This window comes from Nocardioides sp. (assembly GCF_044226765.1).
Lineage (GTDB): Bacteria > Actinomycetota > Actinomycetes > Propionibacteriales > Nocardioidaceae > Nocardioides.
In genome coordinates, this window is record NZ_JBGAGJ010000011.1 from 114,113 (window position 1) to 136,959 (window position 22,847).

The following is a 22,847-nucleotide window of genomic DNA, read 5'->3' on the forward strand; positions in this document are numbered from 1 at the left end:
GCGATGCTCCCCGGGGCCCCGGTCCGGCAAACGTCGCGAGCCGGGGTTCCCGAGCCGGACTAGACCGAGCAATACTGGACGGACGCCGTTCCGCACCCGGACGGCGACCCGCGCCGCCCCCTCACTCGGGACCCGGCCAGCACGAGGGAGGCCTTGCGCAGTGCCGGACTCAGGTGTGCTCATCACGATCGACGCCGACGAGGCGTCGGACAGCTGGGGGTTCGTCGGCACCGTGCAGATCGGGGAGTTCGAGGCCTACCGCACGATCCGGGCGTTCCCGACGCCGGGCGAGGCCCGCGAGGCGGCCCAGCAGCTGCTCGCCGAGGTCCTGGGCTCGCTGATGGCCGGTCAGGAGTGGCGCACCGCGTCGGACGCCTTCGGCCACGCCGCACGCCGGTCCGAGCTGGGCCTGGGCCTGCGCCCCGGCTCTCGGCGGGGCGACACCGGTGGACCGGCCCTCGAGGAGGGACGCGGGGACCCGCGCAGCAACGCTCCCCGGTGACGCCGCCGGGCCGTGGCCGACGGGTGCCCGGGGCGGCGGTCATCGGTGCGACGACGCGCTCGTAGACATACCCCTGGGGGTATGCTTGGATACCCCCAGGGGTATTCAAGTGCGCGCGCCGGATGGCGTCGCGCCGTCCAGCAGAGGAGCTGCTCCGCATGGCTCGTGTCGTCGTCCTCGGTGCCGGGATCTCCGGCCACACCGCCGCCCTCCATCTCCGGCGCAAGCTGGGGAAGGAGCACGAGGTCGTGGTGGTGTCGCCCAACGCCGACTACAACTGGATCCCGTCGAACATCTGGGTGGGTGTCGGGCGGATGACGACCAAGCAGGTCACGTTCCCGCTCGCGCCGGTCTACCGGCGCAAGAAGATCGACTTCCGCCAGGCCAAGGCCGTGGCGATCTGGCCCGAGGGGTCCGGCGACTCCGACCGACCTGCCGTCGAGGTCGAGTACACCCTGGCCGGCCGGGCCGGCGAGACCGAGAAGATCGACTACGACTTCCTGATCAACGCCACCGGCCCGAAGCTCAACTTCGCCGCGACGCCGGGTCTGGGCCCTGACGGCGGCCACTCGCTGTCGGTCTGCACCGCCGACCACGCGCGGGAGACCGCGGCACGGTTCGCCGAGGTGATCGCGAAGCTCGAGGCGGGCCAGCGTCAGCGACTGGTCATCGGCGTGGGCCACGGCATGTGCACCTGCGAGGGGGCGGCGTTCGAGTACGCCTTCAACGTCGAGCACGAGCTGCGCACCCGTGGTCTGCGCGACCGTGCCGAGGTCGTGTACCTGACCAACGAGCACGAGCTCGGGGACTTCGGCGTCGGGGGGATGACCTTCGAGCAGAGCGGCTTCGTCACCAGCAGCCAGCTGTGGACCGAGTCGCTGTTCCGCGAGCCCCAGGTCAAGGCGGTCGTCGGGGCGCACGTGCAGCGGGTCGAGGAGGGCAAGGTCTTCTACGAGACGCTCCAGGGCGAGGAGGGCGTGCTCGAGTTCGACTTCGCCATGCTGCTGCCGCCGTTCAAGGGGCAGGACCTGCGTGCCTTCGACCGTGCGGGGCAGGACATCTCCGACGCCCTGTTCGCCCCCAACGGGTTCCTCAAGGTCGATGCGGACTACACGCCCAAGCCCTACGAGGAGTGGAAGGCCGCCGACTGGCCCAGCACGTACGCGAACCCGTCGTACCCCAACGTCTTCGGCGTCGGCATCGCGTTCGCGCCGCCCCACCAGATCTCCAAGCCGCGCAAGGCGGCGAACGGCACGGTCATCACCCCCGCACCTCCGCGGACCGGCATGCCGTCGGGCCTGATGGGCCGCCAGGTCGCGTTCAGCATCGCCGACATGATCCAGAAGGGCGCCGCGGCGCCGACCCACACCGCGTCGATGAGCTCGATGGGGGCGGCGTGCGTCGCGTCCGCCGGTGCGGGCGTCTTCAAGGGCACCGCCGCCTCGATGACCATGTTCCCGGTCGTCCCCGACAACGAGGCCTACCCCGAGCACGGCCGCAGCCTCAAGGACACCACCGGCGAGATCGGACTGGCCGGTCACTGGGTCAAGCACTTCCTGCACTACATGTTCATCTACAAGGCCAAGGCCCGCCCGGGCTGGTCGCTGATCCCGGAGTGAGGCCCGCCATGTCCCAGAACGACAAGCCCACCGCCGCAGCCGACAGTGCGGTCCTCCCTGGCGAGCTCGGCGACTCCATCGCCCCGGCGCCGACCCGGAGCACCATCCGGATGCGGACCTTCCTGCCGTACCAGGTCTACCGCTTCGCCAGGGTCAACCTCCGGATGGCCAAGATGATCCGGCGCTCCCACGTCCACTGACCTCCCGGCGGTGCCCGCTGCGCGGCTGCGGCCGGCCACCCTGGTCGTCGGCGACATCGAGGCGGCGCGACTGACCTGCACCGCGCTGGAGCTGCACGGCGCGACCGTCGCGCACCTGCTGGCGCCGTCCGACGGCGAGCTGCGGGCGGCCCTGGCTGCCGGCCCGGGCGCCGTCGCGATCCTGGTCCGCAGCGACGTGGTCGCGCTGCGCTACGCGCTCCTCGTGGCACACCTGCGCCCTGGGGTGCGGCTGATGGTGACCATGTTCGACCGGACCCTGGCCGACGAGCTGCAGCGGGCGGTGCGGAGCTGCACGGTCACCTCTCCGGCCGACATCGCCGTCCCGGCGGTCACCGGTGCGTGCCTGGGCGACGGGGTGCTGGCCGTCTCCCGCCAGGGAGACGACCTGCGCGCGGTGCGCGACACCGACGACGGCCCGCGGCTGCAGACGGAGGTCCCCGCCGCCGGGGGAGTGCGGGCGATCCTCGCCCGTGCGCGCTCCCAGCTGCGACCGCACGACGACGCGTCGCGGATCCTGCTCGGAGGTCTCCTCGGGTTGGGGGCGATCCTCGTGACCGACTGGCTGCTCGGGGTGCTGTTCCTGCACGAGGGCCTGGTGGCCTCGTTGTACGGCGCCAGCCGGGTCGTCGCGACGGTCGGGCCGGGCGCCGACCAGGAGACCTCGCCGTCGTGGTACCTCGTCGTGTCGAGCATCCTCATGCTCGGGGCGATCGCCCTGGCCGCGGTGTTCACCGCCGGCGTCGTCAACCGGCTCCTGTCGCGACGCAGCATCGCGCTGGTCGGTCGGCGCACACTGCCGCTGGAGCACCACGTGATCGTGGTCGGCCTGGGGCAGGTCGGCCTGCGCCTGGCCACGACGCTCGCCGCGCTGGGACTCCCGGTGGTCGTCGTCGAGCGCGACCCGCTGCCGGCGAACCTCGCGATCGCCAAGGCCGCCGGTATCCCCGTCCTGGTGGGGCACGCCAACGAGCGGTCGGTGCTGGCCCGGGCCGGCCTGGCCCGCGCGCGGGCTCTGGCCGCCATGGGCTCGCGCGACCTCGACAACGTCGAGGTCGCGATCACGGCCCGGGCGGTCGCGCCGACGATCCCGGTCGTCGTCCGCGCCGGTGAGGACGACGTCATCGCCGAGACCCGCTCGCTCTTCGCGATCGGCGAGGTCCGCGACGTCTCCTCGCTCACCGCCGCCGCGGTGACCCTGGCACTCCTCGGCCACCGGCCCGATGTCGTCTACCCCCGCGGCCCCCATGTCCACGCCTTCGAGGACGGGACCGAGTCGCGTGTCGTCCTCGGCCCGCGCTGCGGGTGCTGACCAGACCTGTCCATCACCAGAGAGGAACCACCATGTCCGACCAGGCCACCGTCCAAGCCCCGGCTGTCTCGCCGATGCCGCGCATCGGCGACCCGGCGCCGTCGTTCACGGCGACCACCACCCAGGGCGAGATCACGTTCCCTGCCGACTACGCGGGCCGGTGGGTGATCTTCTTCAGCCACCCCGCCGACTTCACCCCGGTCTGCACGACGGAGTTCATGACCTTCGCGACGATGCAGGACGACTTCGCGGCGCTCGGCACCGACCTCGTCGGCCTCTCCGTCGACGGTCTCTACAGCCACATCGCCTGGCTGCGCACCATCAAGGAGCGCATCACCTTCCGGGGCATGGCGGACGTCGAGGTCACCTTCCCGCTGATCGACGACGTCGGGATGGACGTGGCGCGCGCCTACGGGATGATCATGCCGGGGGAGGACTCCACCAAGGCGGTGCGTGCGGTGTTCGTCGTCGATCCGGCCGGCGTGATCCGCGCGATCATCTACTACCCGCTGAGCACGGGGCGGAACTTCGACGAGCTCAAGCGCCTGGTGGTCGCGCTCCAGGCGGCCGACGCGCTCGCGATCGCCACCCCGGCGGACTGGCGGCCGGGCGAGCCCGTCATCGTCCCGCCGCCGGGGTCGTGCGGCATGGCCAAGGAACGGCTCGAGGACGAGACCGTGAACGCCGTCGACTGGTTCTTCTCGACCAAGGACGTGACCGAGCAGGCCGTGATGGACGCGATCGCGCCCTGAGCACGCCAGGGCTGCGGCATGCTGGAGGCCATGGTGTTCCTGGTCCCGCGCCAGCTGCGGATGACGGGCATGACCGGCGACGTCCCCTACTACGGCGGACGGATGACACCCGCCCAGGCGTACGCCGCCTCGCACCGCACCCAGCCGCCCCCGCCTCCACCCCCGCCACCAACGGCGCCGCCCGCGCCGCGGCGCGACCCGGTCGAGGCGCTCGATGAGCTGCTGGAGTCCGGGCACCTCACGCAGGAGGAGTACGACGACCTGCGCGCCCGGGTGGAGCGCTCGTGAGCGGGCCGGTGCAGGTGCTGGTCGTCGGCTTCGAGCACCCGTCGTTCTCGGGTGCGGTCCTCGAGGAGCTCGGGCGGCTGCGGGAGGCCGGCGTCGTCCGCCTGGTCGACGTGCTGCTGGTCCACCGTCACGAGGACGGCGCGTTCGAGACCCTGCCGCCACCCGAGGGCTTCGACCCGCAGCTGGGCACCCTCGCCGCCGGGCTGCTCGCCGGGGACGACGACGTCGCCGGTGAGGCCGAGGACGACACCTGGTCGCTGGCCGACGCGGTCCCGCCGGGTTCGATGGCCGCCGTCGCCCTGCTCGAGCACCTGTGGGCCGAGCCGCTGGTCGGTGCCATCCGCGGCGCGGGCGGCCGGACCCTCGCCGAGACCTGGATCGCTCCCGAGGACCTGGTGCGCGTCCCGGACTGACCGGCCGGTTGGTCGGGCGTCAGGGCCGGTGGTCGGGCGTCGGACCGGTGGTCGAGCTTGTCGAGACCGGAGTGGGACGGTGGCACGTGGGTCGGGGTGGCGGGTCGGCTTCGGGGGTCTCGACGGGCGCTCGCTGGCGCTCGCTGCTCGACCACCGGGGGTCGGGGTGGCGGGTCGGCTTCTGGGGTCTCGACGGGCGCTCGCCGGCGCTCGCTGCTCGACCACCGGGGGACCGGCTGCGGCGGACGGAGAAGAGCCCGGGCGGACGCGGTACCACACCCAGATCCGCGTCAACGCCCGGGCACGGGTCCACGATGTCGCACCGGGCACCGGTCGGAGCAGGACCGAACGGTCCGGACTCGAGGGGTATTTGGTCCCGGGACGTCCTAGCCCGTGGTGACCGCGCGGCTCGCGGAGCCCGCAGAGGATCCCTGCGCAGAGGATCCCTGTGCTGCCGCGGGCGCGCGGCGCAGCAGCGTCGTGGCGACCACCGCCAGCCACGCCGTCGTGTAGCAGACGCTGGTCAGCACGTCGGTCACGTGGTGGGCGCCCTGGTAGAGGCGGGCGAGGGCCACGAAGACCGGGACCAGCACCAGCACCCACACCCACGGCCGGGTGCGGGGCGCCAGCCACCAGCACAGGAGCGCGGTGCCGCCGTACACGGCGATCGCGGTCGCGACGTGGCCGGAGGGGAAGCTGTGGTCCGGCACCAGGCCGGGGTCCAGGATCCGCACCGGCGGGCGCTGCCGGCTGATCAGCGTCGTGGTCACCCAGTAGAAGCCGCCGATGCCCGCGACCAGGAGGGCGAAGTACGCCGCCGGCCGCACCGAGCGCTGCCACAGCGATGCCGCGGCGGCGACCACGGCGGCCACCGCCATCCCGACCGGGGTCTCGCCCAGGAACGTGCCCACGTCCGCGACCTCGTTGAGGTCGCCGGTGCGCTCGCCGGCGAACCAGCGCGACGTGTCGTTGTCCCACGGGTCGACGCTCGACGCCAGGGCGTGGGTGATCAGCCAGCCCACGCCCAGCACGACCGCGAGGATGATTGTCCAGGCCACGAGGACGGTCGCCGCGGCGCCGAGCCTCCCTCTCGTCGTTCGCTCCACGCCGGAGTACGTTCCCCGTCGGCGGCGGATCCACGCCCGGATCCGCGCGGTGGGCTCAGGCGGGCACCGCGAAGGTGTCGGTCGACCCGTCCGCCCACACGACCAGGCCACTGCGCCCGCGCCGGGTGCGCAGCCAGTCCAGGGCGTCGCGGCCCATCGCGTACGCCGCCGTGGCGTCGATGTCGGCCCAGGTGAGGTCGTCGCCGACGACCGTCACCGACGCCACGCCCTCGGGCGGCCGGCCCGTGACGGCGTGGACCACGTGGTCGCCGCGATGGGCAGCACCGGAGGTGGCGACGGCGCCGCGACGGATCGGGACGACGGCCAGCACGCGGCGGGGGTCGCGTGGGTCCTCGATGCCCACCCGCCACGGCTCCCCGGCCTCGTCGCGGACGACGCAGACCATGTCGCCGCCGCCGGACAGGCACCCGTCGGTCTCCTCGAGGGCGTCCAGCGCCTGGGCCGCGCGCTGCACGGCCCAGCCCTTGACGACGCCGTCGGTGTCGAGTGGCATCCCGGGCCGGCGTACGTCGAAGGCGCCTCCCGACACCCGGCGCGCCTCCTCGGCCAGCGCGAGCACCTCCGCCACCTCCGGTGGGCAGTCGGCGACGTCGAGCTCGCCACGCCCGAGCCGGGAGATGGGTGAGTCGGGCCGGTAGCGGCTGAACACCCGGTCGGCCTCGTGCAGCACGGAGAGCATCTCCGCCCAGGCGGCGTCCGCCCGGGGACCGGTGGCGTGCCGTCCTCGCAGCGCGAGGCTGATGGGCAGGCCCATCACGATCTCGACCCGGCGGTGGACGGCGGCGTCGGCCGGCGTCGCGGTCACATCCCGGCCTGGTCGAGCGCGCTCTGCAGCGACTGGAGGTAACCGGTGCTGGTGACCGTCGCGCCGCTGACCATGTCGATGTTCGCGCTCTGCTGCTGGAGCGTCTCCTGCACCAGGATCGGCAGCGCGTAGCTGTTGATCGCCTGGTCCTGGCCGTTGCCGTTCGGGTACTGCGGGACACCCACGTCCGTGATCCGTCGGCCGGACACCACGATGGCCACCTGCACCGGCCCCCACTGGGTCTGCGCGACGCCCCCGGTGTAGGTGGTGGGCTTGGCCGCCTCCTGCTGGGCCTGGCCGCCGCCGGACTTCTTCGCCGAGCCGCCCGAGGAGCTCCCGGACGACCCGCCGTGTCCGCCGCCTGAGCCACCGGATGCGCTCTGCCCGGATCCGGAGATCAGCGCCGGTGGGCTGGCGGTCGCGACGGGTCCGGACGTCGAGGTGTGGTAGCCGAAGAGCAGCACCAGCACGGAGACGGTGGACAGGAGCCAGAGGACGATGCGCTGCACGGGGCTCACCAGCTGAAGGTCTCGAGGTGGAGCCGCTCGGGCGGCAGCCCGGCGGCCAGCAGGTCGCGGCGCACGAGGTCGGTCCAGACCTCGGGCCCGCACACGAAGACGTCACGATGGGCGATGTCGGGGACCCAGCCGCGCAGGGCGTCGAGGTCGGAGACCGGGGCGACGCCGTGCGGCAGCCAGGACCAGTCGGCGCGACGGTGGCCGGGCAGCCGCAGGACCTGCAGCCCGCGCTCGCGGCGGAGCTGGTCGATCTCCCGCTCGAAGAGGGGCGACTCGCTGCAACGCTCGACGTAGATCGCGTCGCCCGGGGCGTAGGACATCCCCTCCGCCAGCGCCCGCAGGGGCGCGAGTCCCACGCCGGCGCCGATGAACGCGACCCGCTGCTGGGTGCGGGCCCGGGCGCTGAGGCGTCCGTAGGGCCCCTCGACCACCACCCGGGTCCCCGGGGTGAGCGTCTGCACGTCGCGGCTGCCGTCACCGACGGCCTGCACGGTGATCCGCAGGCTGCGCCCGTCAGGGGCCGCGGAGAGCGAGAAGGGGTTCGCCCGGCTCCAGCCGCGGCGGCCGAGGAACCGCCACGAGAGGAACTGGCCGGCCTCGACCGGCAGGCGGGACAGGCCGCGGCCGCGCATGTAGACCGACGTGATGCCGGGTGCTTCCGAGACCACCGAGGTCACCCGCAGGCCGTAGCGGGCCGAGCGCCACAGCGGCAGCGCGACGCGCCAGACGAGCACGGAGCCGGCGGCGACCGCCCAGGCGGTCCACCAGAAGAGCGTGCGGCCGGGGGAGCCGAGGAACTCCTGGCCGGTCCACAGCTGGTGCGGCAGGGCGAGGCCCACGCCGAGGTAGGCATAGAGGTGGAGCAGGTGCCACGACTCGTAGCGGGTGCGGCGCCGCACGGCCCGCAGGCTGGTGCCGACGACGAGGAACAGGAACGCGGTGCCGGCGACCGCCAGCAGCATCCCGGGGTCGTGCCACATCAGCGTCCAGAACGTCCCGGGCACGGCGGACAGCGAGCCGACGGCGTACCCCCAGGTGATGAGGACGACGTGGGCGACCATCAGGTTGAACCCGGTGAAGCCGACCAGGCGGTGCGTCCGGGCCAGCCGGTCCTGCCCGAAGGCGTGCTCGAGGGTGGGCACCCGCGCCATGAGGACCACCTGCACGAGCAGGAGGACCGACGCGACGAGCCCGGTCAGCCGGCCGGTCGCGATCAGGGCGCCGGCGGTGGTGCCGAGGTCCTGGATCCCGCCGCCCGCGACCCACCAGTAGGTCACGAGCAGGAGCGACACCCACAGCGCGGAGCCGGCGGCGGTCCGGACGGCGGCGTCGACGCGGGCCCTGGTCCCGCTCACGCGGGGTCGCACCGCCGGGCGCGACACCGCGTGAGCAGGCGTCATCGTGGTCACGGTCAGTCCTCGTCCTCGTCGTGGTCGTCGTGGCCGTCGTGGTCGTCGAAGTCGCCGGGCGCGCCGGGCAGCCCGCCCGGGCCCGGGGCCGCGCCCTCGCCGGGGGCGCCCGGGGGCACGCCCTGGTGAGAGAGCTGGTCGCCGCCCGGGAAGCCGGGGTGGTCGTTCCCGGCCGTCGCCTGCCCGACCGCGAACGCGCTCCCGCCGACCAGGACCAGTGCGGCGGCCCCGAGGCCGACCGTCAGGGCGTTGCGTCCCGGTCGCCAGCCGCTCCCCGGCGCGGTGGCGGGGGGTGCGGGCACGGCCGCGGGGAGCGGCTGGTCGGTCGGGGGACCTACGGGTGGCACGACGGCTCCCGGGGTCGGCTCCCAACGGTTGCCGCTCGCCACGGGCTCGGCGGTCCCACCCACGGGGGCGGTGTCGTCCAGCGGGCCGTGCGGCTGCTGCTCGGGCTGGTCAGGGGTCGAGTGCTCGGGCACCGGGTTCTCCTTCTCCTCGGTCGATGCCTCGAGGATGTCCGGCCCGGTTGGGCGCAGGCTGGGCCGATCCTGTCCGCTTCCTGTGAACGCCGGCCGCGGTGCTCAGAGTGTTCGGTTCACCGGCTGACCGGGGAAATGTGCAGGACACGCCGAAGCGCCACGGCGTGTCCTGCACATTTCCCCTGACCACCCCCACCCTCCCCGCCGACCTCGCGGGCTGCCGGTGCCGCGCCCGGGGGTCAGCCGGCGCGCAGGGGGAGGGGGGCGAGCGGCGCGCGGGCGTGCTGGGTGAGCAGGGCTAGCAGGTGGGTGCGGGCGCGCGGGTGCTGCAGGGCGGCGGGGTCGGCGAGCAGCTCGTGGTAGGCGCGGACCACCGCCTCCTGCGCCTCCTCGGCGGTCTCGTGCAGACACCGGGCCAGTCGCCACGCCACCGGAGCGGTGGCGTCGTAGAACTCGTCGACCCTCACGTGCCCGCCTCTCTCGGGGCTCCCCACCCCTGGTGCAACAACGTGTTGAGGTCTACCCTTCTCTACATGAACAAAACGTTCAAGTCTTCCGCAGGCGTGCTCACCATCGGCGACCTCGCCGACCGCACCGGGGTCGCGCCCGCGACGCTGCGGATGTGGGAGCAGCGGCACGGCTTCCCGGTGCCGGAACGGCTGCCGAGCGGCCACCGTCGCTACCGCGATTCCGACGTGTCCGTGGTGAGCGAGGTGGTGCGCCGCCGCGAGGACGGCGTCCGGCTCGACGTCGCGATCGAGCGGGCGATCGCGGAGGTGCGGGCCGCGGCGGTCCCCGGCCCGACCTCCCTCTTCGCCGAACTGCGGCGGACCCACCCGGCCGTCCACCCCTACCGGCTGCGCAAGGACACGCTGCTGGCGCTGTCCTGGGCGATCGAGGACGAGTTCTGTGCGAAGGCGACCCGGCCACACCTGTTCGGCGGCTTCCAGCGCGCGGAGTTCTGGCGGCCGTCGCGGTACCGCTGGCGGGCGCTGTCCCGGGTCGCCCGCTCGACGTACGTCTTCCTCGACCAGCCGGGGGTCGTCGCCAGCACCGGGCCGGTCGAGGTCGTCCTCGAGTCGGGGACGCCGATGCGGGGGGAGTGGTTCGTCGTATGCGACTCACCCGAGCTGCCGGCCGTGCTCAGCGCCTGGGAGCTGCCCGGGCAGGACGACGTGCCCGACCACGCGCGGCTGTTCGAGAGCGTCTGGAGCGTGGAGCCCGCGGTCGTCCGCGACGCCGCCCGGTGCTGCGCATCGGCCGCCGTAGCGGCCGGGGCACCCGGAGCTGCCGAGGTGCTCGAGGAGCTCGTGGGCCCGGCCCCCGGTGGTCGCACCGACCTCGCGACGGTCACGACGCTGTTCAACCGGGTGGTGGCCTACGTCGACGACGCCACGCACAAGGTCCGCGCCTGACCCGCCGGCCTAGGCTGCGTGGATGGACCGCGACCCCGACTGCGTCTTCTGCAGCATCGTCGCCGGCGACCTTCCCGCCGACCTGGTGCTCGACGAGCCGGAGCTGGTCGCCTTCCTCGACCGGCGACCGCTGTTCAAGGGACACGTGCTGCTCGTGCCGCGCCAGCACGTCGGCACGCTCGTCGACCTCCCGGCCGCCCTGCGCGACCCCTTCCTCGCGGCCGGGCAGCGGCTGGCCGCGGCCGTGGTCGACGGCCTCGGTGCCCAGGGCAGCTTCGTGGCGATGAACAACGTGGTCAGCCAGTCCGTCCCGCACCTGCACCTGCACGTCGTCCCCCGCACCAAGGGCGACGGCCTGCGCGGCTTCTTCTGGCCACGCGCGACGTACGCCGAGGGCGAGGGCGCGGAGTACGCCGCACGCCTGCGTGCCGCCCTGCCTCCACGCTGAGGCCGGGCGGCAACCCCTCGGTCGGTCGGCGTCCGGGGTCCCCTAGGGTGGGGTTCCGACGGGTCCGACCCTCGGGCCCGCCGGGACCACGAGGAGCCACTTTCCATGGGTCGTTATGACGGTCGGGTTGTTGTCGTCACCGGCGCCGCGCGCGGCATCGGGTTCGGGACCGCGACGCGGTTCGCCGAGGAGGGCGCGTCGGTCGCGATCCTCGACCTCGACGAGGCCAGCGCCGCCGAGGCCGCGGCGAAGCTGCCGCTGACCGAGGGCGCGAAGGCGGTCGGGATCGGCTGCGACGTCAGCGACGCCGCCTCCGCCGAGGCTGCGGTCGAGCGGGTCGTCGGCGAGCTCGGCGGGATCCACGTGCTGGTCAACAACGCCGGCATCACCCGCGACAACCTGCTGTTCAAGATGAGCGAGGACGACTGGGACCTGGTCATGAACGTCCACCTGCGCGGTGCGTTCCTGATGACCAAGGCCGCCCAGAAGCACTTCGTCGCCCAGAAGTACGGCAAGGTCCTCAACCTCTCGAGCGTCTCCGCGCTCGGCAACCGCGGCCAGGCCAACTACTCCGCGGCCAAGATGGGCATCCAGGGGTTCACCCGGACCCTCGGCATCGAGCTCGGCCCGTTCGGCATCAACGCCAACGCGATCGCGCCGGGCTTCATCGTCACCGAGATGACCGACGCGACGGCGCGCCGGCTCAAGCTCGAGCCCGAGCAGCTGCAGCAGATGAGCGCCGAGGCCAACCCGGTCAAGCGCGTCGGCTACCCCGCCGACATCGCCGCGGCAGCCGCCTTCCTGTGCAGCGACGAGGCGTCGTACATCACCGGCCAGACGCTCTACGTCGACGGCGGCGCGAAGCTCGGATAGCACGTCCCACCATGCGGGCGCGCCTCCCCACGGGCGCGGGCGTCAGCCTGCACACTGAAGTCGACCAGAACGCTTGAGAATCCAGAAACGGAGCGATCCCGTGCGCCGTGCCCGCCTGTCCCACCCCCGGTCCCTCGCCGTCGTCCTCGTGGCCGCCGGCCTCGCGCTCGCCGGCTGCGGCGGCGGCAGCGACTCCGGGAGCGACGGACCGGACGCCCAGCAGGTGGCCGGTGCCGGTGAGGTCTCCTCGACCTGGCCGCTCACCGGGCTGCCCGTCAGCGGCGACGAGGAGGCGGCGCAGGACCACCCGGTGATCGTCGCCAAGATGGACAACACCGAGGCCAGCTCGCCGCAGATCGGGCTGGGGTCGGCGGACCTGGTCGTGGAGGAGCTGGTCGAGGGTGGCCTGACCCGGCTGGCGGCGTTCTACTACTCCGACCTCCCGGACCGGGTCGGTCCGGTGCGCTCGATGCGGGCCAGCGACATCGGCATCGTCTCGCCGGTCGACGCCACCATCGCGACCAGCGGCGCGGCCGCCGTGACGCTGAAGCGGATCAAGGACGCCGGCATCGACTACTACACCGAGGGCTCGAAGGGGTTCGCCCGCGACAGCTCGCGCGCGGCGCCGTACAACCTGTTCGCCAACCTGCAGGACGTCGGCGAGGAGGCCAAGCTCGACGAGCCGACCCGGCCCGACGACTACCTGCCGTGGGGCAGTGAGGACGACTTCCCGGCCGGCCAGGCGGCCAAGCACATCGACGTCGCGTTCGGCGGCGGGCACACGACGAGCTGGAAGTACGACGGCAAGGGCTACGTCAACCAGAACACGTACGCCGCGCAGGGTGACACGTTCCCGGCCGACTCGGTCGTCGTGCTGCGGGTGCAGGTCGGCGACGCCGGCTACCTCGACCCGGCCGGCAACCCGGTGCCGGAGACCAAGTTCACCGGCAAGGGCCAGGCGATGATCTTCCACGGCGGGCACCTCGTCCGCGGCACCTGGGCGAAGAAGGACCTCGGCTCCCCGGTCACGCTCTCGACCAAGGCGGGCGACCTGACCGTGCCCGCCGGCCACACCTGGATCGAGCTGGTGCCGGCCGCCAACGGCAACGTCACGTTCCAGAAGTAGGAACGCTCCCGGAGGACAGCTCGACGCCGCTGTCGGCGAGGGCGCGGAAGCCCGCGAGGATGAACCCGATCGCGGTCTCGACGTCGGCCGCGGCGGCCTCGGGGTCCTCGGCGCTGGAGACCGACTCGCCGGCCGACGACATCGCGCCGAAGAAGATCCGGGCGAAGGTCTGCTGCAGGTTCTCGTCGAGGTCCCACGTGCCGGCCGCGAGCACCGAGCGGACGATCTCGAGGACGTTCGCGAACGTCGAGCGCTCCTCCTGCTCGCGGAACCGCTCGTAGCCGAGGACCGACGGGCCCTCCTGGATCACGATGCGCCGGTAGCGCGGCTCGCGCACCACCTCGAGGAACGCCCGCAGCCCGGCCGTGGCCTTCTCCCACGGGTCGCGGTGCCCCTTGAGCGCGCGCTGGATCGCCCGGGCGGCGTCGTCCTCGACCCGCTCGAAGACGGCCTCGAAGAGCGCCTGCTTGCCGCTGAAGTGGTGGTAGAGCGCTCCCTTGGTGACCCGGGCGCCGGCCACGATCGCGTCCAGCGAGGTGGCGGCGTACCCGCTCTCGGTGAACAGCTCCTCGGCCACGTCCACCAGCGCCCGCTTGGTCGACGCCGAGTACTGCTGACGACGGCTCGAGCCGGGGACCAGGGGGGCGAGCTTGCTGACCGAGGACTTGCTCATAGTCCACGGAGCCTAGTACCGACCGTCGGTATGCCGTGATCGGGATCACGACGTCGGGCTTGCATACCGAGAGTATGTGGTCATACCGTGGGTACGTACTTTCAGTATGTACCTCCCCGAAGGAGCACACCCCCATGACCTGGAAGTCGTTCCACTCGCGCGGTGAGACCCTCCGCGCCGTGATCGCCGCCGCCGACGACCGTCGCGACGGCACGCTCCCGCTGGACGTCGACGGCGTCGCGGAGTCCTTCGCCGACGAGCTCGACCTGCTCGGCGCGCTCCAGCTGCGGTGGCACACCCGGCTGGCCGGCCACGTCGAGCGCGAGCTCTCCCGCCAGCCCTTCGATCTCGAGGACGCGGTGGTCGCCGCCTGGCACGCCACCGCCGACGAGCTCCCCGGCGTGCTGGCCGTGCTGGACCACCACCGCGCCGCACCGCCGGACCGTCCGACCGCCGAGGCGATGGCCCGCGCGACCGCCAAGCAGCACGCGCTGCTGGCGATGAGCGCCGGTCGGGCCAGCGCCGCCGACGAGGTCGCCGTGCGGGTCGGTGCCGCGATCGAGAGCCGCGCGCGCGCCACGCACCGCCCGGTGCGGGCGGCCGCGGACCCCCGGCCGCCGCGGCTGCTGAACCGGCTCCGGGCTGCGCTGGCCGCAGCCTGAGACCCCGGCCGTCGCCGGTGGTCCGTCCTCGGGACGGGCCACCGGCGATGGGTCATGATGGACGCATGACCGAGGTGCGGGCCGGCATGCTGCTGGTCGCCACTCCTGCCCTCCTCGATCCGAACTTCGCCGACACGGTCGTGCTGCTGCTCGACGTCGACGACCAGGGCGCCCTCGGCGTCGTCCTCAACCGCCCGTCCGGCGTCCCCGTCGCCGAGGTCCTCGACGACGGCTGGGGGGACCTCGTGGCCGAGCCCGAGGTGTTCTTCCAGGGTGGCCCGGTCAGCGTCCAGGGCGCGCTCGCCGTCGCCACCCTGCGCGCCGACGACGACGTCCCCGTCGGGTTCCGGCCCGTCGAGGGCCGGCTCGGCCTGGTGGACCTCGACACCCCGCTGGAGCTGCTCGAGGGCAGCCTGGACGGGCTGCGGATCTTCGCCGGGTACGCCGGCTGGGGCGCCGAGCAGCTCGATGCCGAGATCGACGAGGGCAGCTGGTACGTCGTCCCCGGCGAGGCGGCCGACGTGTTCCGCCTCGACGCCGGAGAGCTGTGGCGCGACGTGCTGCGCCGCCAGCCCGGCGAGCTCGCGTGGCACTCCACCCGTCCGGTGGACCCGGAGCTCAACTAGCGCTGGTCCTTGGGGGTCTCGGGGGTCTCGCGTCGGCTGCCCGGGGCGTGCCGTTTCACCATGGTCTGTTGGTGAACCTGCACTTCCCATGGCGGGCACGCCGTGGGAGGTGCAGGTTCACCTGCATACCGTGATGAACCCGGGACCGCTGACCGGCCGCCGCACCAGCGACACGCGCTCAGGCGCGCACCAGGTGGTCGCGGGCGAGGAAGTCGCGGCGCAGGTCGGGTGGGAGCCCCTCGTAGGGGGAGGTCTGCGAGGCGTGCAGCGCGATCGCCTGCTCGCGCACCGCCAGGTGCTCGGAGCTGTCCAGCACCACCGTCACCTCCTCGTCCGGCGTGCCGAGCTCGGCGTACTGCAGGTGCGCCATCTCTGGCCGGGCGGTGACCATGTGCGCGACCCAGCGGTCCATCAGGCTGCGCGGCAGGGCCTGGAGGTACGCCGGCACGCCGCGCTCGGTCGCGACGGCGACCGCCGCGTCGCGCATCCGGGCGTGGTCGCGGTGGCCGTCGGCGGCGTCGAGGGTCAGCACCACGTCGGGGTCGACATCCTCGGCGACCGTCCGCACCGCGTCGGTCACCGCGAGCGGGTCGGCCGCGCAGAGGGTGCCGGGCACCGGGTCGCCGTCCATGCCGGAGTCGAGGAAGTCCAGCAGCGCCAGCCGGGTGACCCCGAGCAGGGCGGCAGCTGCCCACAGCTCACGCTCGCGGTGCTCGGCCAGGGGCCGGCCGGCGAGGTCGAAGCCGGGCGCCGGCTCCCCGGCCTCACCGCGGGTCGCGCAGAGCACCGTGGTCTCCCAGCCCAGGCTCGACGCGTGGGCGAGGACGGACCCGCAGCCGAAGGTCTCGTCGTCGGGGTGGGCGACGGCCAGCAGCAGCCGGGGCGGGTCGTGGCGGGGGTTCAGGTCGGGGAGCACGCACGGGAGTCAACATCCCACCGGACCGGCCTGTCGAGAGGACGCGGTGTCGTACCCTGGGGCGCGTGACCACCATCGGCTTCTCGACCGACACCGACGTCCGCGAGGACCGGCGGACCGTCCCGACCGACGAGGGTGACCACGAGCGCTTCTCCCACTACGTGGAGAAGGACAAGCTGACCGAGGCGATGGTGATGGGGACCCCCGTCGTCGCCCTGTGCGGCAAGGTCTGGGTGCCCAGCCGCGCGCCCGAGAAGTTCCCGGTCTGCCCGGAGTGCAAGGAAGTCTGGGAGTCCCTCAAGGACGACGCCGGCGGGTCCGGCGAGTGACGGATCGGCCCCCGGCCGACCCCCGCCCGCACGCGCTCACGCCGGCCTGGCCGGAGCGCGCCGCCTGGGGGACGGCGACCTCCCTGCGTGCGTGGCAGACGGCCGCGATGGAGCAGTACCTGCGCACCCAGCCGCGCGACTTCCTCGCGGTGGCGACGCCCGGCGCCGGGAAGACGACGTTCGCGCTCACGGTCGCCGCCGAGCTGCTCGAACGCCGGATCGTCGACCGGGTCACGATCGTCGCCCCCACGGAGCACCTGAAGAGCCAGTGGGCCGAGGCCGCCGCTCGCGCGGGCATGCCGATCGACCCGACGTACGCGGCCGGCAAGGGCAAGACCTCCCAGGACTACGTCGGCGTCGCCGTGACGTACGCCGGCGTGGCGGTCAACCCGCTCGCGATGCGGATCCGCACCGAGCGGTTCAAGACCCTGGTCATCCTCGACGAGGTGCACCACGCCGGTGACGCGCTGTCGTGGGGCGAGGGCGTGCGGGAGGCGTTCGAGCCCGCGACCCGGCGGCTCGCGCTGACGGGCACGCCGTTCCGGTCCGACGTCAACCCGATCCCCTTCGTCACCTACGCGCCCGGCGACGACGGCGTGCCGCGGTCCGTCGCCGACTTCACCTACGGCTACGCGCACGCGCTCGCCGACCACGTGGTGCGTCCCGTGCTCTTCCTCGCCTACTCCGGCGAGATGCAGTGGCGGACCCGGGCCGGCGACGAGGTGGCGGCCCGGCTGGGGGAGCCGCTCACCAAGGACCTGACCGCACAGGCGCTGCGCACCGCGCTGGACCCCGGCGGCTCCTGGATGCCGTCGGTGCTCGCCGCCGCCGACAAGCGCCTGTCGGAGGTACGCCGGCACGTGCCCGACGCCGGCGGCCTCGTGATCGCCAGCGACCAGGACTCCGCGCGGGCCTACGCCAAGCTGCTCAAGCAGGTGTCGGGGGAGCCGGCGACCGTCGTCCTGTCCGACGAGAAGCTGGCGTCCAAGCGGATCAGCGAGTTCAGCGCCAACGACAAGCGGTGGATGGTCGCGGTGCGAATGGTGTCCGAGGGCGTCGACGTGCCGCGGCTCGCCGTGGGCGTCTACGCGACGACCACCTCGACGCCGCTGTTCTTCGCCCAGGCCGTCGGCCGGTTCGTGCGCGCCCGGACCCGCGGCGAGACCGCGTCGGTGTTCCTCCCGTCCGTGCCGTCGCTGCTCGGGTTCGCCTCGGAGATGGAGGTCGAGCGCGACCACGTGCTGGGCCGGCGGATCGCCGACGAGGACGACATCTTCGCCGCAGAGCAGGACCTGCTGGCCCAGGCGAACGCGGGCGAGAGCGCGAGCGCCGAGCTCGAGATGTCGTTCGAGGCGCTGGGGTCGGAGGCCCGGTTCGACCGGGTCCTCTACGACGGCGGCGAGTTCGGCCACGCCGGCGAGGTCCACGTCGGCTCGGAGGAGGAGATGGACTTCCTCGGCATCCCCGGCCTCCTCGAGCCCGACCAGATGCGCGAACTGCTCCACCACCGCCAGAGCGAGCGGGCCCGCAAGCAGAAGGCGGCGCGGGGGCCCGAGCCGGACACCGTGGCCGAGGTGACCACCCACGAGCAGCTGGCGGTGCTGCGACGCGAGCTCAACGGGCTGGTCGCGGCGTGGCACCACCGCACCGGACAGGCGCACGGGATCACCCACGCCGCCCTGCGCAAGGAGTGCGGGGGGCCCGCCGCCGCCGTCGCCACCGCCGACCAGCTGGCGGCGCGGATCGACCGGATCCGCGAGTGGGCGCTACGCCGCAGCTCCTGAGTCCCCCCGACGGCCGCTTCCCTAGACTCAGGCGGGTGCCGGCCGAGACCTCGCAGACGCTCGACCGCGGGCTGCGCGTGCTCGCCGCGCTCGCGGGGGGCGGTGACGGCCTGACCGTCACCGAGCTCGCCGCACGGCTCGACGTGAACCGCACCGTCGTGCACCGCCTCGTCGCCACGCTCGAGCAGCACGCGCTGGTGCGCCGGGATGCACGCGGTCGCCTGCACCTCGGGCTCGGTGTGCTGCCCCTGGCGGCCGCCGTCCAGCCGGTGCTGCGCGACCTCGCGGTGCCGGTGCTCCGCGAGCTCGCCGAGTCCGTCGGCTGCACCGCCCACCTGACGGTGGCCGACGGCGGCGAGGCGCTCGCGCTGGCCGTCGTCGAGCCGACGTGGACCGACTTCCACGTCGGCTACCGGATCGGCTCGCGCCACCGGCTCGACCGCGGTGCCGCCGGGCGGGCCATCCTGCTCGGCCGGGAGCCGGGCGACGACGCGTTCGCCGTCACCGAGGGTGAGCTCCAGCCCGGCGCCCGGGGCCTGGCCGTGCCGGTGCGGGGGGTCGACGGGCTCGAGGCCAGCGTCGGCATCGTGACGATGGGCGAGATCGACGTCGACACGGTCGCCCCGCTCGTCCGCCGGGCGGCCGGCGCGATCGCTGCCCGCCTGTCCTGACTCAGGAGTCCCGGCGCCCGCGGGAGGCATGGTCACGGGCGTGCGCGATCGCGTCGGGCGTGGTGGCGAACAGGTGGCGCGCGTCGGCGAGCTGGTCGTGGACCCCCAGCTCGCGCAGGACCCGCTCATGCTCGGGGCGCACCCCCGAGAGCAGCACCGTGATGCCGCGACCCTCGAGCCGGCTGATGGTGTCGGCGAGCACGTGCGCGCCGGTCGCGTCCAGCGTCGTCACGTGGGACATCCGGAGGATGACGACGCGGACATCGCTGACGTCCGAGAGCTCGAGCAGGAAGTCGTGCGCGGCCCCGAAGAAGAGCGGTCCCTCGAGCCGGTACGCGACCACGTGGTCATCGAGCAGTGCGCGCTCCTCGGCGGAGTGGTGGCCGTGGTCGGCCTCGTCGAAGGGGGTCTCCTGGAGCCGTGCGGTCTGCGCCGTCTGGCGGATGGCGACGAAGCCGGCGACCACGAGCCCGAGGATGACGGCGGTGACGAGGTCGAACACGAGGGTCGCGGTCGCGGTCACGACCAGGATCACGGCATCGCCGCGGGTCGACCGCACGAGCGCGGACAGGCTCGAGACCCGCACCATCTGCACCGCGGTGGCGATGAGGACCCCGGCGAGCGCGGCGAGCGGGATCTCGGCCACCCACCGTGCCGCCACCAGCACGACGACCAGCAGGAAGACCGCGTGGGTCAGGGAGGCGAGCCGGGACACGGCTCCCGCCCGGACGTTGACGGCGGTGCGGGCGATCGCCGCCGTCGCGGGGAGGCCGCCGAACAGCGGCGAGGCGAGGTTGGCGATGCCCTGGCCGACCAGCTCCCGGTCCGGATCGTGGCGCTCGCCGACCGCCATCCCGTCGGCGACGGTGGCCGACAGCAGGCTCTCCAGAGCAGCGAGTGCGGCGACGGCGATGGCCGGGAGCAGCAGCGACTGGAGGTCCGAGACGGGGACCGTGGGGAGGCTCGGCGCGGGCAGCCCGGACGGGAGGGCGCCGATCGTCGCGGCACCGAGCGCGAGCACGCTGTTGGCGACCGTCGCGGCCACGACGACCACCAGCGCACCCGGCCAGGTGGGCCGGAGCCGGGCGACGGCGAGGACGGCCACGACCACCGCCGTGGTGAGCGCGACCGCCACCCAGTGGGGGTCCCGGACGAACCCCTCGACCGAGCGCGCGGCCAGGCCGAGCACGTGGTCGGACCGCACGTCGACGCCGAGCGCGGTCGGGAGCTGCTGCAGCGCGATGATCGCGGCGATGCCGATGGTGAACCCCTCGACGACGGGCACCGGCACGTAGCGGATGACGCGGCCCGCGCCGGCGTACCCCAGGCCGACCAGGAGGAGACCCGCCATCAGGCCGACGACCAGGACGCCGTCGGTGCCGTGGGCCGCGACGATCGGGACCAGGACGACCGTCATCGCGCCGGTCGGGCCGCTGACCTGCACCCGGCTGCCGCCGAAGACCGCGGCCAGCGCCCCGGCGACGACGGCGGTGGTCAGCCCCGCCGCGGCGCCGAGACCGGAGCTGACGCCGAAGCCCAGGGCGAGCGGCAGGGCGACCAGGCCGACCATGACACCGGCCGTCGGGTCGCGACGCGGGTCGGCGCGCGTCCAGTCCGACCGTCGGGGCAGCAGGGCCCCCGCGCGTGCTGCGACCCTCACGGACGGATCGACGTCGGTTCCGGATCGACGTGCACGAGGCCCGCCAGGATGCTGCGCGCCGCCAGGAGGAGGTCGCGGACCTCCGGTGCGCTCAAGGAGTAGGTGACCTCGCCGCCCTGGCGCCGCGAGACCACCAGCGACGTGCGTCGCAGCACCGCGAGCTGCTGGGACAGGTTGCTCGGCTCGATCTCGATCGCCTCGAGGAGCTCGTGCACGGCATGGTCGCGCTCGGCGAGCAGCTCGAGGATCCGGATGCGGGCCGGGTGCCCGAGCGTCCGGAAGAACTCGGCCTTGGCCTGATAGAGCGGCACCGTCACAACATGAAGGCTACAGCACTTGAAGATGTCTTCATATTCGCGAACAGTCGTGCACCCGCGCCGTCGGGGTGGGTCAGCCGACGGCGGTCACCGAGCGAGCGAGTGGGAGCACCCGGTAGGGCACCTGGGTCGCCAGCGCGATCACCGTCGACGAGCGGACGATCGCCGGGTGCTCGAGCACCCGGTCGATCACGCGCTGCAGGTCCGCGTTCGACCGGGCGACGACCCGCGCCCACAGGTCGCCGGCGCCGGTGATGGTGTGCACCTCGAGCACCTCGGGGATCTCGGAGAGGTGGGCGCCGACCACGTCGTGGCCGCCCCGGCTGGTCTCTTGCCGGATCTCCAGGGTGAGGAACGCCGTCACCGGGAACCCCAGCGCCCCGGGGTCCAGGTCGGGACCCCAGCCGGTGATCACGCCCGAGGCCGCCAGCTTGTCGAGGCGGGCCTGCACCGTGCCCCGGGCGACGCCGAGCCGCCGGGACGCCTCCAGCACGCCGATACGGGGCTCGGCGGCCAGCAGCTCGATCATTCTGCGGTCCAAGTCGTCCATATCCGCCCCTCCCACTGGACAACCTGTCCAGCGTGTCGAGCGAGTGTTGCACAGGATGCCCGATCCCACGGACGCTGCGCCCATGACTCTCACACCCGATGAGCTCAAGGCTGACCTGACCCTCGACCAGCTCAAGGAGCTGGTCGGCCTGGTGGAGTACGACGCCGCGAGCGACCCGTTCCCGGTCACCGCGATGGACGCGGTCGGCTTCGTCGTCGGCAACGCGACCCAGACCGCGGCGTTCTACCAGCTCGCCCTCGGCATGGAGCTCGAGGCCTACCGCGGCCCCGAGAACGGCGTCCGCGACTCCAAGTCCTACGTGCTGCGCTCGGGCAGCGCCCGCTTCGTGTTCACCGGCGGGGTCAGCCCCGACAGCCCGCTCCTGGACCACCACCGCACGCACGGCGACGGCGTGGTCGACCTGGCGCTGGAGGTGCCCGACGTCGACCGGTGCATCGAGCACGCCCGGGCGATGGGGGCCACGATCCTGGTCGAGCCCCACGACGAGTCCGACGAGCACGGGACCGTGCGGATCGCCGCGATCGCGACGTACGGCGAGACCCGGCACACCCTGGTCGACCGGTCCCGCTACTCGGGCCCCTACCTGCCCGGGTACGTCGCCGCGAGGACGACCGTGGCGAGACGGGAGGGCCACCCCAAGCGCCTCTTCCAGGCCGTCGACCACTGCGTGGGCAACGTCGAGCTGGGCCGGATGGACGAGTGGGTCGAGTTCTACAACAAGGTCCTCGGCTTCACGAACATGGCCGAGTTCATCGGCGACGACATCGCCACCGACTACTCGGCCCTGATGTCCAAGGTCGTGGCCAGCGGCAACCACCGGGTGAAGTTCCCGCTCAACGAGCCGGCGGTGGCGAAGAGGAAGTCGCAGATCGACGAGTACCTCGAGTTCTACGCCGGCGCCGGCTGCCAGCACATCGCGCTGGCGACGGGCGACATCCTGCGCAGCGTCGACATCCTGCGCGACAACGGCATCGAGTTCCTCGACACCCCGGACTCCTACTACGACGACCCCGAGCTGCGCGCCCGGATCGGCGAGGTGCGGGTGCCGATCGAGGAGCTGAAGAGGCGCGGGATCCTGGTCGACCGCGACGAGGACGGCTACCTGCTGCAGATCTTCACCAAGCCGGTGGGCGACCGGCCCACGGTGTTCTACGAGCTCATCGAGCGGCACGGCTCGCTCGGCTTCGGCAAGGGCAACTTCAAGGCGCTCTTCGAGGCGATCGAGCGCGAGCAGGAGCTGCGCGGCAACCTCTGAGCGCCGGGCGGGGTACCGTCGGAGCAGGGCGGGCCCACGAACTCCCTGGGAGGGAGCGACGCCCCGGCCGCCTCCGGCT

Annotated in this window: 28 protein-coding genes; 17 read left to right on the forward strand and 11 right to left on the reverse strand. The window is 73.3% G+C overall.

The window, feature by feature from the left end:
* Nucleotides 1–160 precede the first annotated feature (160 nt).
* The 7 genes from ACILRH_RS19325 to ACILRH_RS19355 all read left to right on the forward strand — a co-directional run bounded on the left by ACILRH_RS19325 (nt 161) and on the right by ACILRH_RS19355 (nt 5,104).
* A complete protein-coding gene (locus ACILRH_RS19325) occupies nt 161–502 on the forward strand; it encodes a hypothetical protein (protein WP_395695698.1) in 342 nt (113 codons plus the stop codon).
* A gap of 158 nt (nt 503–660) precedes the next feature.
* Complete coding sequence (locus ACILRH_RS19330) at nt 661–2,121, forward strand: NAD(P)/FAD-dependent oxidoreductase (protein WP_395695699.1); 1,461 nt, start codon at nt 661–663, stop codon at nt 2,119–2,121.
* A gap of 8 nt (nt 2,122–2,129) precedes the next feature.
* Entirely contained in the window at nt 2,130–2,321 is a 192-nt protein-coding gene (locus ACILRH_RS19335; protein ID WP_395695700.1) for a hypothetical protein, read from the forward strand.
* Between the two features lie 10 nt (nt 2,322–2,331).
* Nucleotides 2,332–3,651, forward strand: coding sequence for an NAD-binding protein (locus ACILRH_RS19340; protein WP_395695701.1), 1,320 nt, complete (start codon nt 2,332–2,334; stop codon nt 3,649–3,651).
* Nucleotides 3,652–3,683: 32 nt separating this feature from the next.
* On the forward strand, nt 3,684–4,403 hold the full coding sequence (locus ACILRH_RS19345) for a peroxiredoxin (protein WP_395695702.1): 720 nt from the start codon (nt 3,684–3,686) through the stop codon (nt 4,401–4,403).
* 18 nt (nt 4,404–4,421) lie between these two features.
* Nucleotides 4,422–4,691, forward strand: a complete 270-nt coding sequence (locus tag ACILRH_RS19350; RefSeq protein ID WP_395695703.1) for an SHOCT domain-containing protein — start codon at nt 4,422–4,424, stop codon at nt 4,689–4,691.
* Nucleotides 4,688–5,104 carry a DUF6325 family protein gene (locus ACILRH_RS19355; protein WP_395695704.1) on the forward strand — a complete coding sequence of 139 codons (417 nt, stop codon included), beginning with the start codon at nt 4,688–4,690 and terminating at the stop codon, nt 5,102–5,104. The genes ACILRH_RS19350 and ACILRH_RS19355 overlap by 4 nt, the downstream gene beginning before the upstream one ends.
* 386 nt (nt 5,105–5,490) lie before the next feature.
* On the opposite strand, the gene ACILRH_RS19360 is transcribed toward ACILRH_RS19355, so the two are convergent.
* From ACILRH_RS19360 to ACILRH_RS19385, 6 genes are all read right to left on the reverse strand, one after another.
* A complete protein-coding gene (locus ACILRH_RS19360; protein WP_395695705.1) occupies nt 5,491–6,162 on the reverse strand; it encodes a phosphatase PAP2 family protein in 672 nt (223 codons plus the stop codon).
* Nucleotides 6,163–6,265: 103 nt separating this feature from the next.
* On the reverse strand, nt 6,266–7,036 hold the full coding sequence (locus ACILRH_RS19365; protein WP_395695706.1) for an FAD:protein FMN transferase: 771 nt from the start codon (nt 7,034–7,036) through the stop codon (nt 6,266–6,268).
* Nucleotides 7,033–7,554: an FMN-binding protein gene (locus tag ACILRH_RS19370; protein ID WP_395695707.1), complete on the reverse strand. Its 522-nt coding sequence runs from the start codon at nt 7,552–7,554 to the stop codon at nt 7,033–7,035. The genes ACILRH_RS19365 and ACILRH_RS19370 overlap by 4 nt, the downstream gene beginning before the upstream one ends.
* Entirely contained in the window at nt 7,551–8,909 is a 1,359-nt protein-coding gene (locus ACILRH_RS19375; protein WP_395695708.1) for a ferric reductase-like transmembrane domain-containing protein, read from the reverse strand. Before ACILRH_RS19375 ends, ACILRH_RS19370 begins: the two co-directional genes overlap by 4 nt.
* A 56-nt stretch (nt 8,910–8,965) precedes the next feature.
* Nucleotides 8,966–9,442: a hypothetical protein gene (locus ACILRH_RS19380; protein WP_395695709.1), complete on the reverse strand. Its 477-nt coding sequence runs from the start codon at nt 9,440–9,442 to the stop codon at nt 8,966–8,968.
* Nucleotides 9,443–9,681: 239 nt separating this feature from the next.
* Nucleotides 9,682–9,909 (reverse strand): hypothetical protein, encoded by a 228-nt coding sequence (locus tag ACILRH_RS19385; protein ID WP_395695710.1) that lies wholly within the window; start codon nt 9,907–9,909, stop codon nt 9,682–9,684.
* A gap of 66 nt (nt 9,910–9,975) precedes the next feature.
* Here ACILRH_RS19385 and ACILRH_RS19390 point away from each other — a divergent pair, with 66 nt between their 5' ends.
* The 4 genes from ACILRH_RS19390 to ACILRH_RS19405 all read left to right on the forward strand — a co-directional run bounded on the left by ACILRH_RS19390 (nt 9,976) and on the right by ACILRH_RS19405 (nt 13,304).
* Entirely contained in the window at nt 9,976–10,857 is an 882-nt protein-coding gene (locus ACILRH_RS19390; RefSeq protein WP_395695711.1) for a DICT sensory domain-containing protein, read from the forward strand.
* Nucleotides 10,858–10,879: 22 nt separating this feature from the next.
* Complete coding sequence (locus ACILRH_RS19395; RefSeq protein ID WP_395695712.1) at nt 10,880–11,305, forward strand: HIT family protein; 426 nt, start codon at nt 10,880–10,882, stop codon at nt 11,303–11,305.
* A gap of 105 nt (nt 11,306–11,410) precedes the next feature.
* On the forward strand, nt 11,411–12,178 hold the full coding sequence (locus ACILRH_RS19400; RefSeq protein WP_395695713.1) for an SDR family NAD(P)-dependent oxidoreductase: 768 nt from the start codon (nt 11,411–11,413) through the stop codon (nt 12,176–12,178).
* 100 nt (nt 12,179–12,278) lie between these two features.
* Nucleotides 12,279–13,304, forward strand: a complete 1,026-nt coding sequence (locus ACILRH_RS19405) for a DUF3048 domain-containing protein (protein WP_395695714.1) — start codon at nt 12,279–12,281, stop codon at nt 13,302–13,304.
* Here the strand turns inward: ACILRH_RS19405 and ACILRH_RS19410 are convergent.
* Nucleotides 13,288–13,977 carry a TetR/AcrR family transcriptional regulator gene (locus ACILRH_RS19410; RefSeq protein WP_395695715.1) on the reverse strand — a complete coding sequence of 230 codons (690 nt, stop codon included), beginning with the start codon at nt 13,975–13,977 and terminating at the stop codon, nt 13,288–13,290. The two genes, ACILRH_RS19405 and ACILRH_RS19410, sit on opposite strands and share 17 nt — an antisense overlap.
* A 134-nt stretch (nt 13,978–14,111) precedes the next feature.
* On the opposite strand from ACILRH_RS19410, the gene ACILRH_RS19415 reads away from it, so the two are divergent.
* Nucleotides 14,112–14,639, forward strand: coding sequence for a hypothetical protein (locus ACILRH_RS19415; protein WP_395695716.1), 528 nt, complete (start codon nt 14,112–14,114; stop codon nt 14,637–14,639).
* Between the two features lie 65 nt (nt 14,640–14,704).
* A complete protein-coding gene (locus ACILRH_RS19420) occupies nt 14,705–15,265 on the forward strand; it encodes a YqgE/AlgH family protein (RefSeq protein ID WP_395695717.1) in 561 nt (186 codons plus the stop codon).
* 178 nt (nt 15,266–15,443) lie between these two features.
* On the opposite strand, the gene ACILRH_RS19425 is transcribed toward ACILRH_RS19420, so the two are convergent.
* Entirely contained in the window at nt 15,444–16,181 is a 738-nt protein-coding gene (locus tag ACILRH_RS19425; protein WP_395695718.1) for a PIG-L deacetylase family protein, read from the reverse strand.
* 74 nt (nt 16,182–16,255) lie between these two features.
* Here ACILRH_RS19425 and ACILRH_RS19430 point away from each other — a divergent pair, with 74 nt between their 5' ends.
* From ACILRH_RS19430 to ACILRH_RS19440, 3 genes are all read left to right on the forward strand, one after another.
* On the forward strand, nt 16,256–16,510 hold the full coding sequence (locus tag ACILRH_RS19430; RefSeq protein WP_395695741.1) for a DUF3039 domain-containing protein: 255 nt from the start codon (nt 16,256–16,258) through the stop codon (nt 16,508–16,510).
* Between the two features lie 107 nt (nt 16,511–16,617).
* Nucleotides 16,618–18,294, forward strand: coding sequence for a DEAD/DEAH box helicase (locus ACILRH_RS19435; protein ID WP_395695742.1), 1,677 nt, complete (start codon nt 16,618–16,620; stop codon nt 18,292–18,294).
* A 35-nt stretch (nt 18,295–18,329) separates the two neighbouring features.
* Nucleotides 18,330–18,965: an IclR family transcriptional regulator gene (locus ACILRH_RS19440; protein WP_395695719.1), complete on the forward strand. Its 636-nt coding sequence runs from the start codon at nt 18,330–18,332 to the stop codon at nt 18,963–18,965.
* A gap of 1 nt (nt 18,966) precedes the next feature.
* Here ACILRH_RS19440 and ACILRH_RS19445 read toward each other — a convergent pair whose 3' ends face one another.
* From ACILRH_RS19445 to ACILRH_RS19455, 3 genes are all read right to left on the reverse strand, one after another.
* Nucleotides 18,967–20,625, reverse strand: coding sequence for a SulP family inorganic anion transporter (locus tag ACILRH_RS19445; protein WP_395695720.1), 1,659 nt, complete (start codon nt 20,623–20,625; stop codon nt 18,967–18,969).
* On the reverse strand, nt 20,622–20,936 hold the full coding sequence (locus tag ACILRH_RS19450; protein WP_395695721.1) for an ArsR/SmtB family transcription factor: 315 nt from the start codon (nt 20,934–20,936) through the stop codon (nt 20,622–20,624). Before ACILRH_RS19450 ends, ACILRH_RS19445 begins: the two co-directional genes overlap by 4 nt.
* A gap of 79 nt (nt 20,937–21,015) precedes the next feature.
* Entirely contained in the window at nt 21,016–21,492 is a 477-nt protein-coding gene (locus ACILRH_RS19455) for an Lrp/AsnC family transcriptional regulator (protein WP_395695722.1), read from the reverse strand.
* 82 nt (nt 21,493–21,574) lie between these two features.
* On the opposite strand from ACILRH_RS19455, the gene hppD reads away from it, so the two are divergent.
* On the forward strand, nt 21,575–22,768 hold the full coding sequence (gene hppD, locus ACILRH_RS19460) for a 4-hydroxyphenylpyruvate dioxygenase (RefSeq protein WP_395695723.1): 1,194 nt from the start codon (nt 21,575–21,577) through the stop codon (nt 22,766–22,768).
* Nucleotides 22,769–22,847: the final 79 nt, after the last annotated feature.

What these genes read in the sequence shown, in the direction of transcription:
- ACILRH_RS19395 (WP_395695712.1), top strand. Translation starts at nt 10,880, where the DNA reads ATGGACCGCGACCCCGACTGCGTCTTCTGCAGCATCGTCGCCGGCGAC.
- ACILRH_RS19455 (WP_395695722.1), bottom strand. Translation starts at nt 21,492, where the DNA reads ATGGACGACTTGGACCGCAGAATGATCGAGCTGCTGGCCGCCGAGCCC.
- ACILRH_RS19400 (WP_395695713.1), top strand. Translation starts at nt 11,411, where the DNA reads ATGGGTCGTTATGACGGTCGGGTTGTTGTCGTCACCGGCGCCGCGCGC.
- ACILRH_RS19335 (WP_395695700.1), top strand. Translation starts at nt 2,130, where the DNA reads ATGTCCCAGAACGACAAGCCCACCGCCGCAGCCGACAGTGCGGTCCTC.
- ACILRH_RS19415 (WP_395695716.1), top strand. Translation starts at nt 14,112, where the DNA reads ATGACCTGGAAGTCGTTCCACTCGCGCGGTGAGACCCTCCGCGCCGTG.
- ACILRH_RS19420 (WP_395695717.1), top strand. Translation starts at nt 14,705, where the DNA reads ATGACCGAGGTGCGGGCCGGCATGCTGCTGGTCGCCACTCCTGCCCTC.
- ACILRH_RS19330 (WP_395695699.1), top strand. Translation starts at nt 661, where the DNA reads ATGGCTCGTGTCGTCGTCCTCGGTGCCGGGATCTCCGGCCACACCGCC.
- ACILRH_RS19390 (WP_395695711.1), top strand. Translation starts at nt 9,976, where the DNA reads ATGAACAAAACGTTCAAGTCTTCCGCAGGCGTGCTCACCATCGGCGAC.
- ACILRH_RS19350 (WP_395695703.1), top strand. Translation starts at nt 4,422, where the DNA reads ATGCTGGAGGCCATGGTGTTCCTGGTCCCGCGCCAGCTGCGGATGACG.
- ACILRH_RS19410 (WP_395695715.1), bottom strand. Translation starts at nt 13,977, where the DNA reads ATGAGCAAGTCCTCGGTCAGCAAGCTCGCCCCCCTGGTCCCCGGCTCG.
- ACILRH_RS19435 (WP_395695742.1), top strand. Translation starts at nt 16,618, where the DNA reads ATGGAGCAGTACCTGCGCACCCAGCCGCGCGACTTCCTCGCGGTGGCG.
- ACILRH_RS19345 (WP_395695702.1), top strand. Translation starts at nt 3,684, where the DNA reads ATGTCCGACCAGGCCACCGTCCAAGCCCCGGCTGTCTCGCCGATGCCG.
- hppD (WP_395695723.1), top strand. Translation starts at nt 21,575, where the DNA reads ATGACTCTCACACCCGATGAGCTCAAGGCTGACCTGACCCTCGACCAG.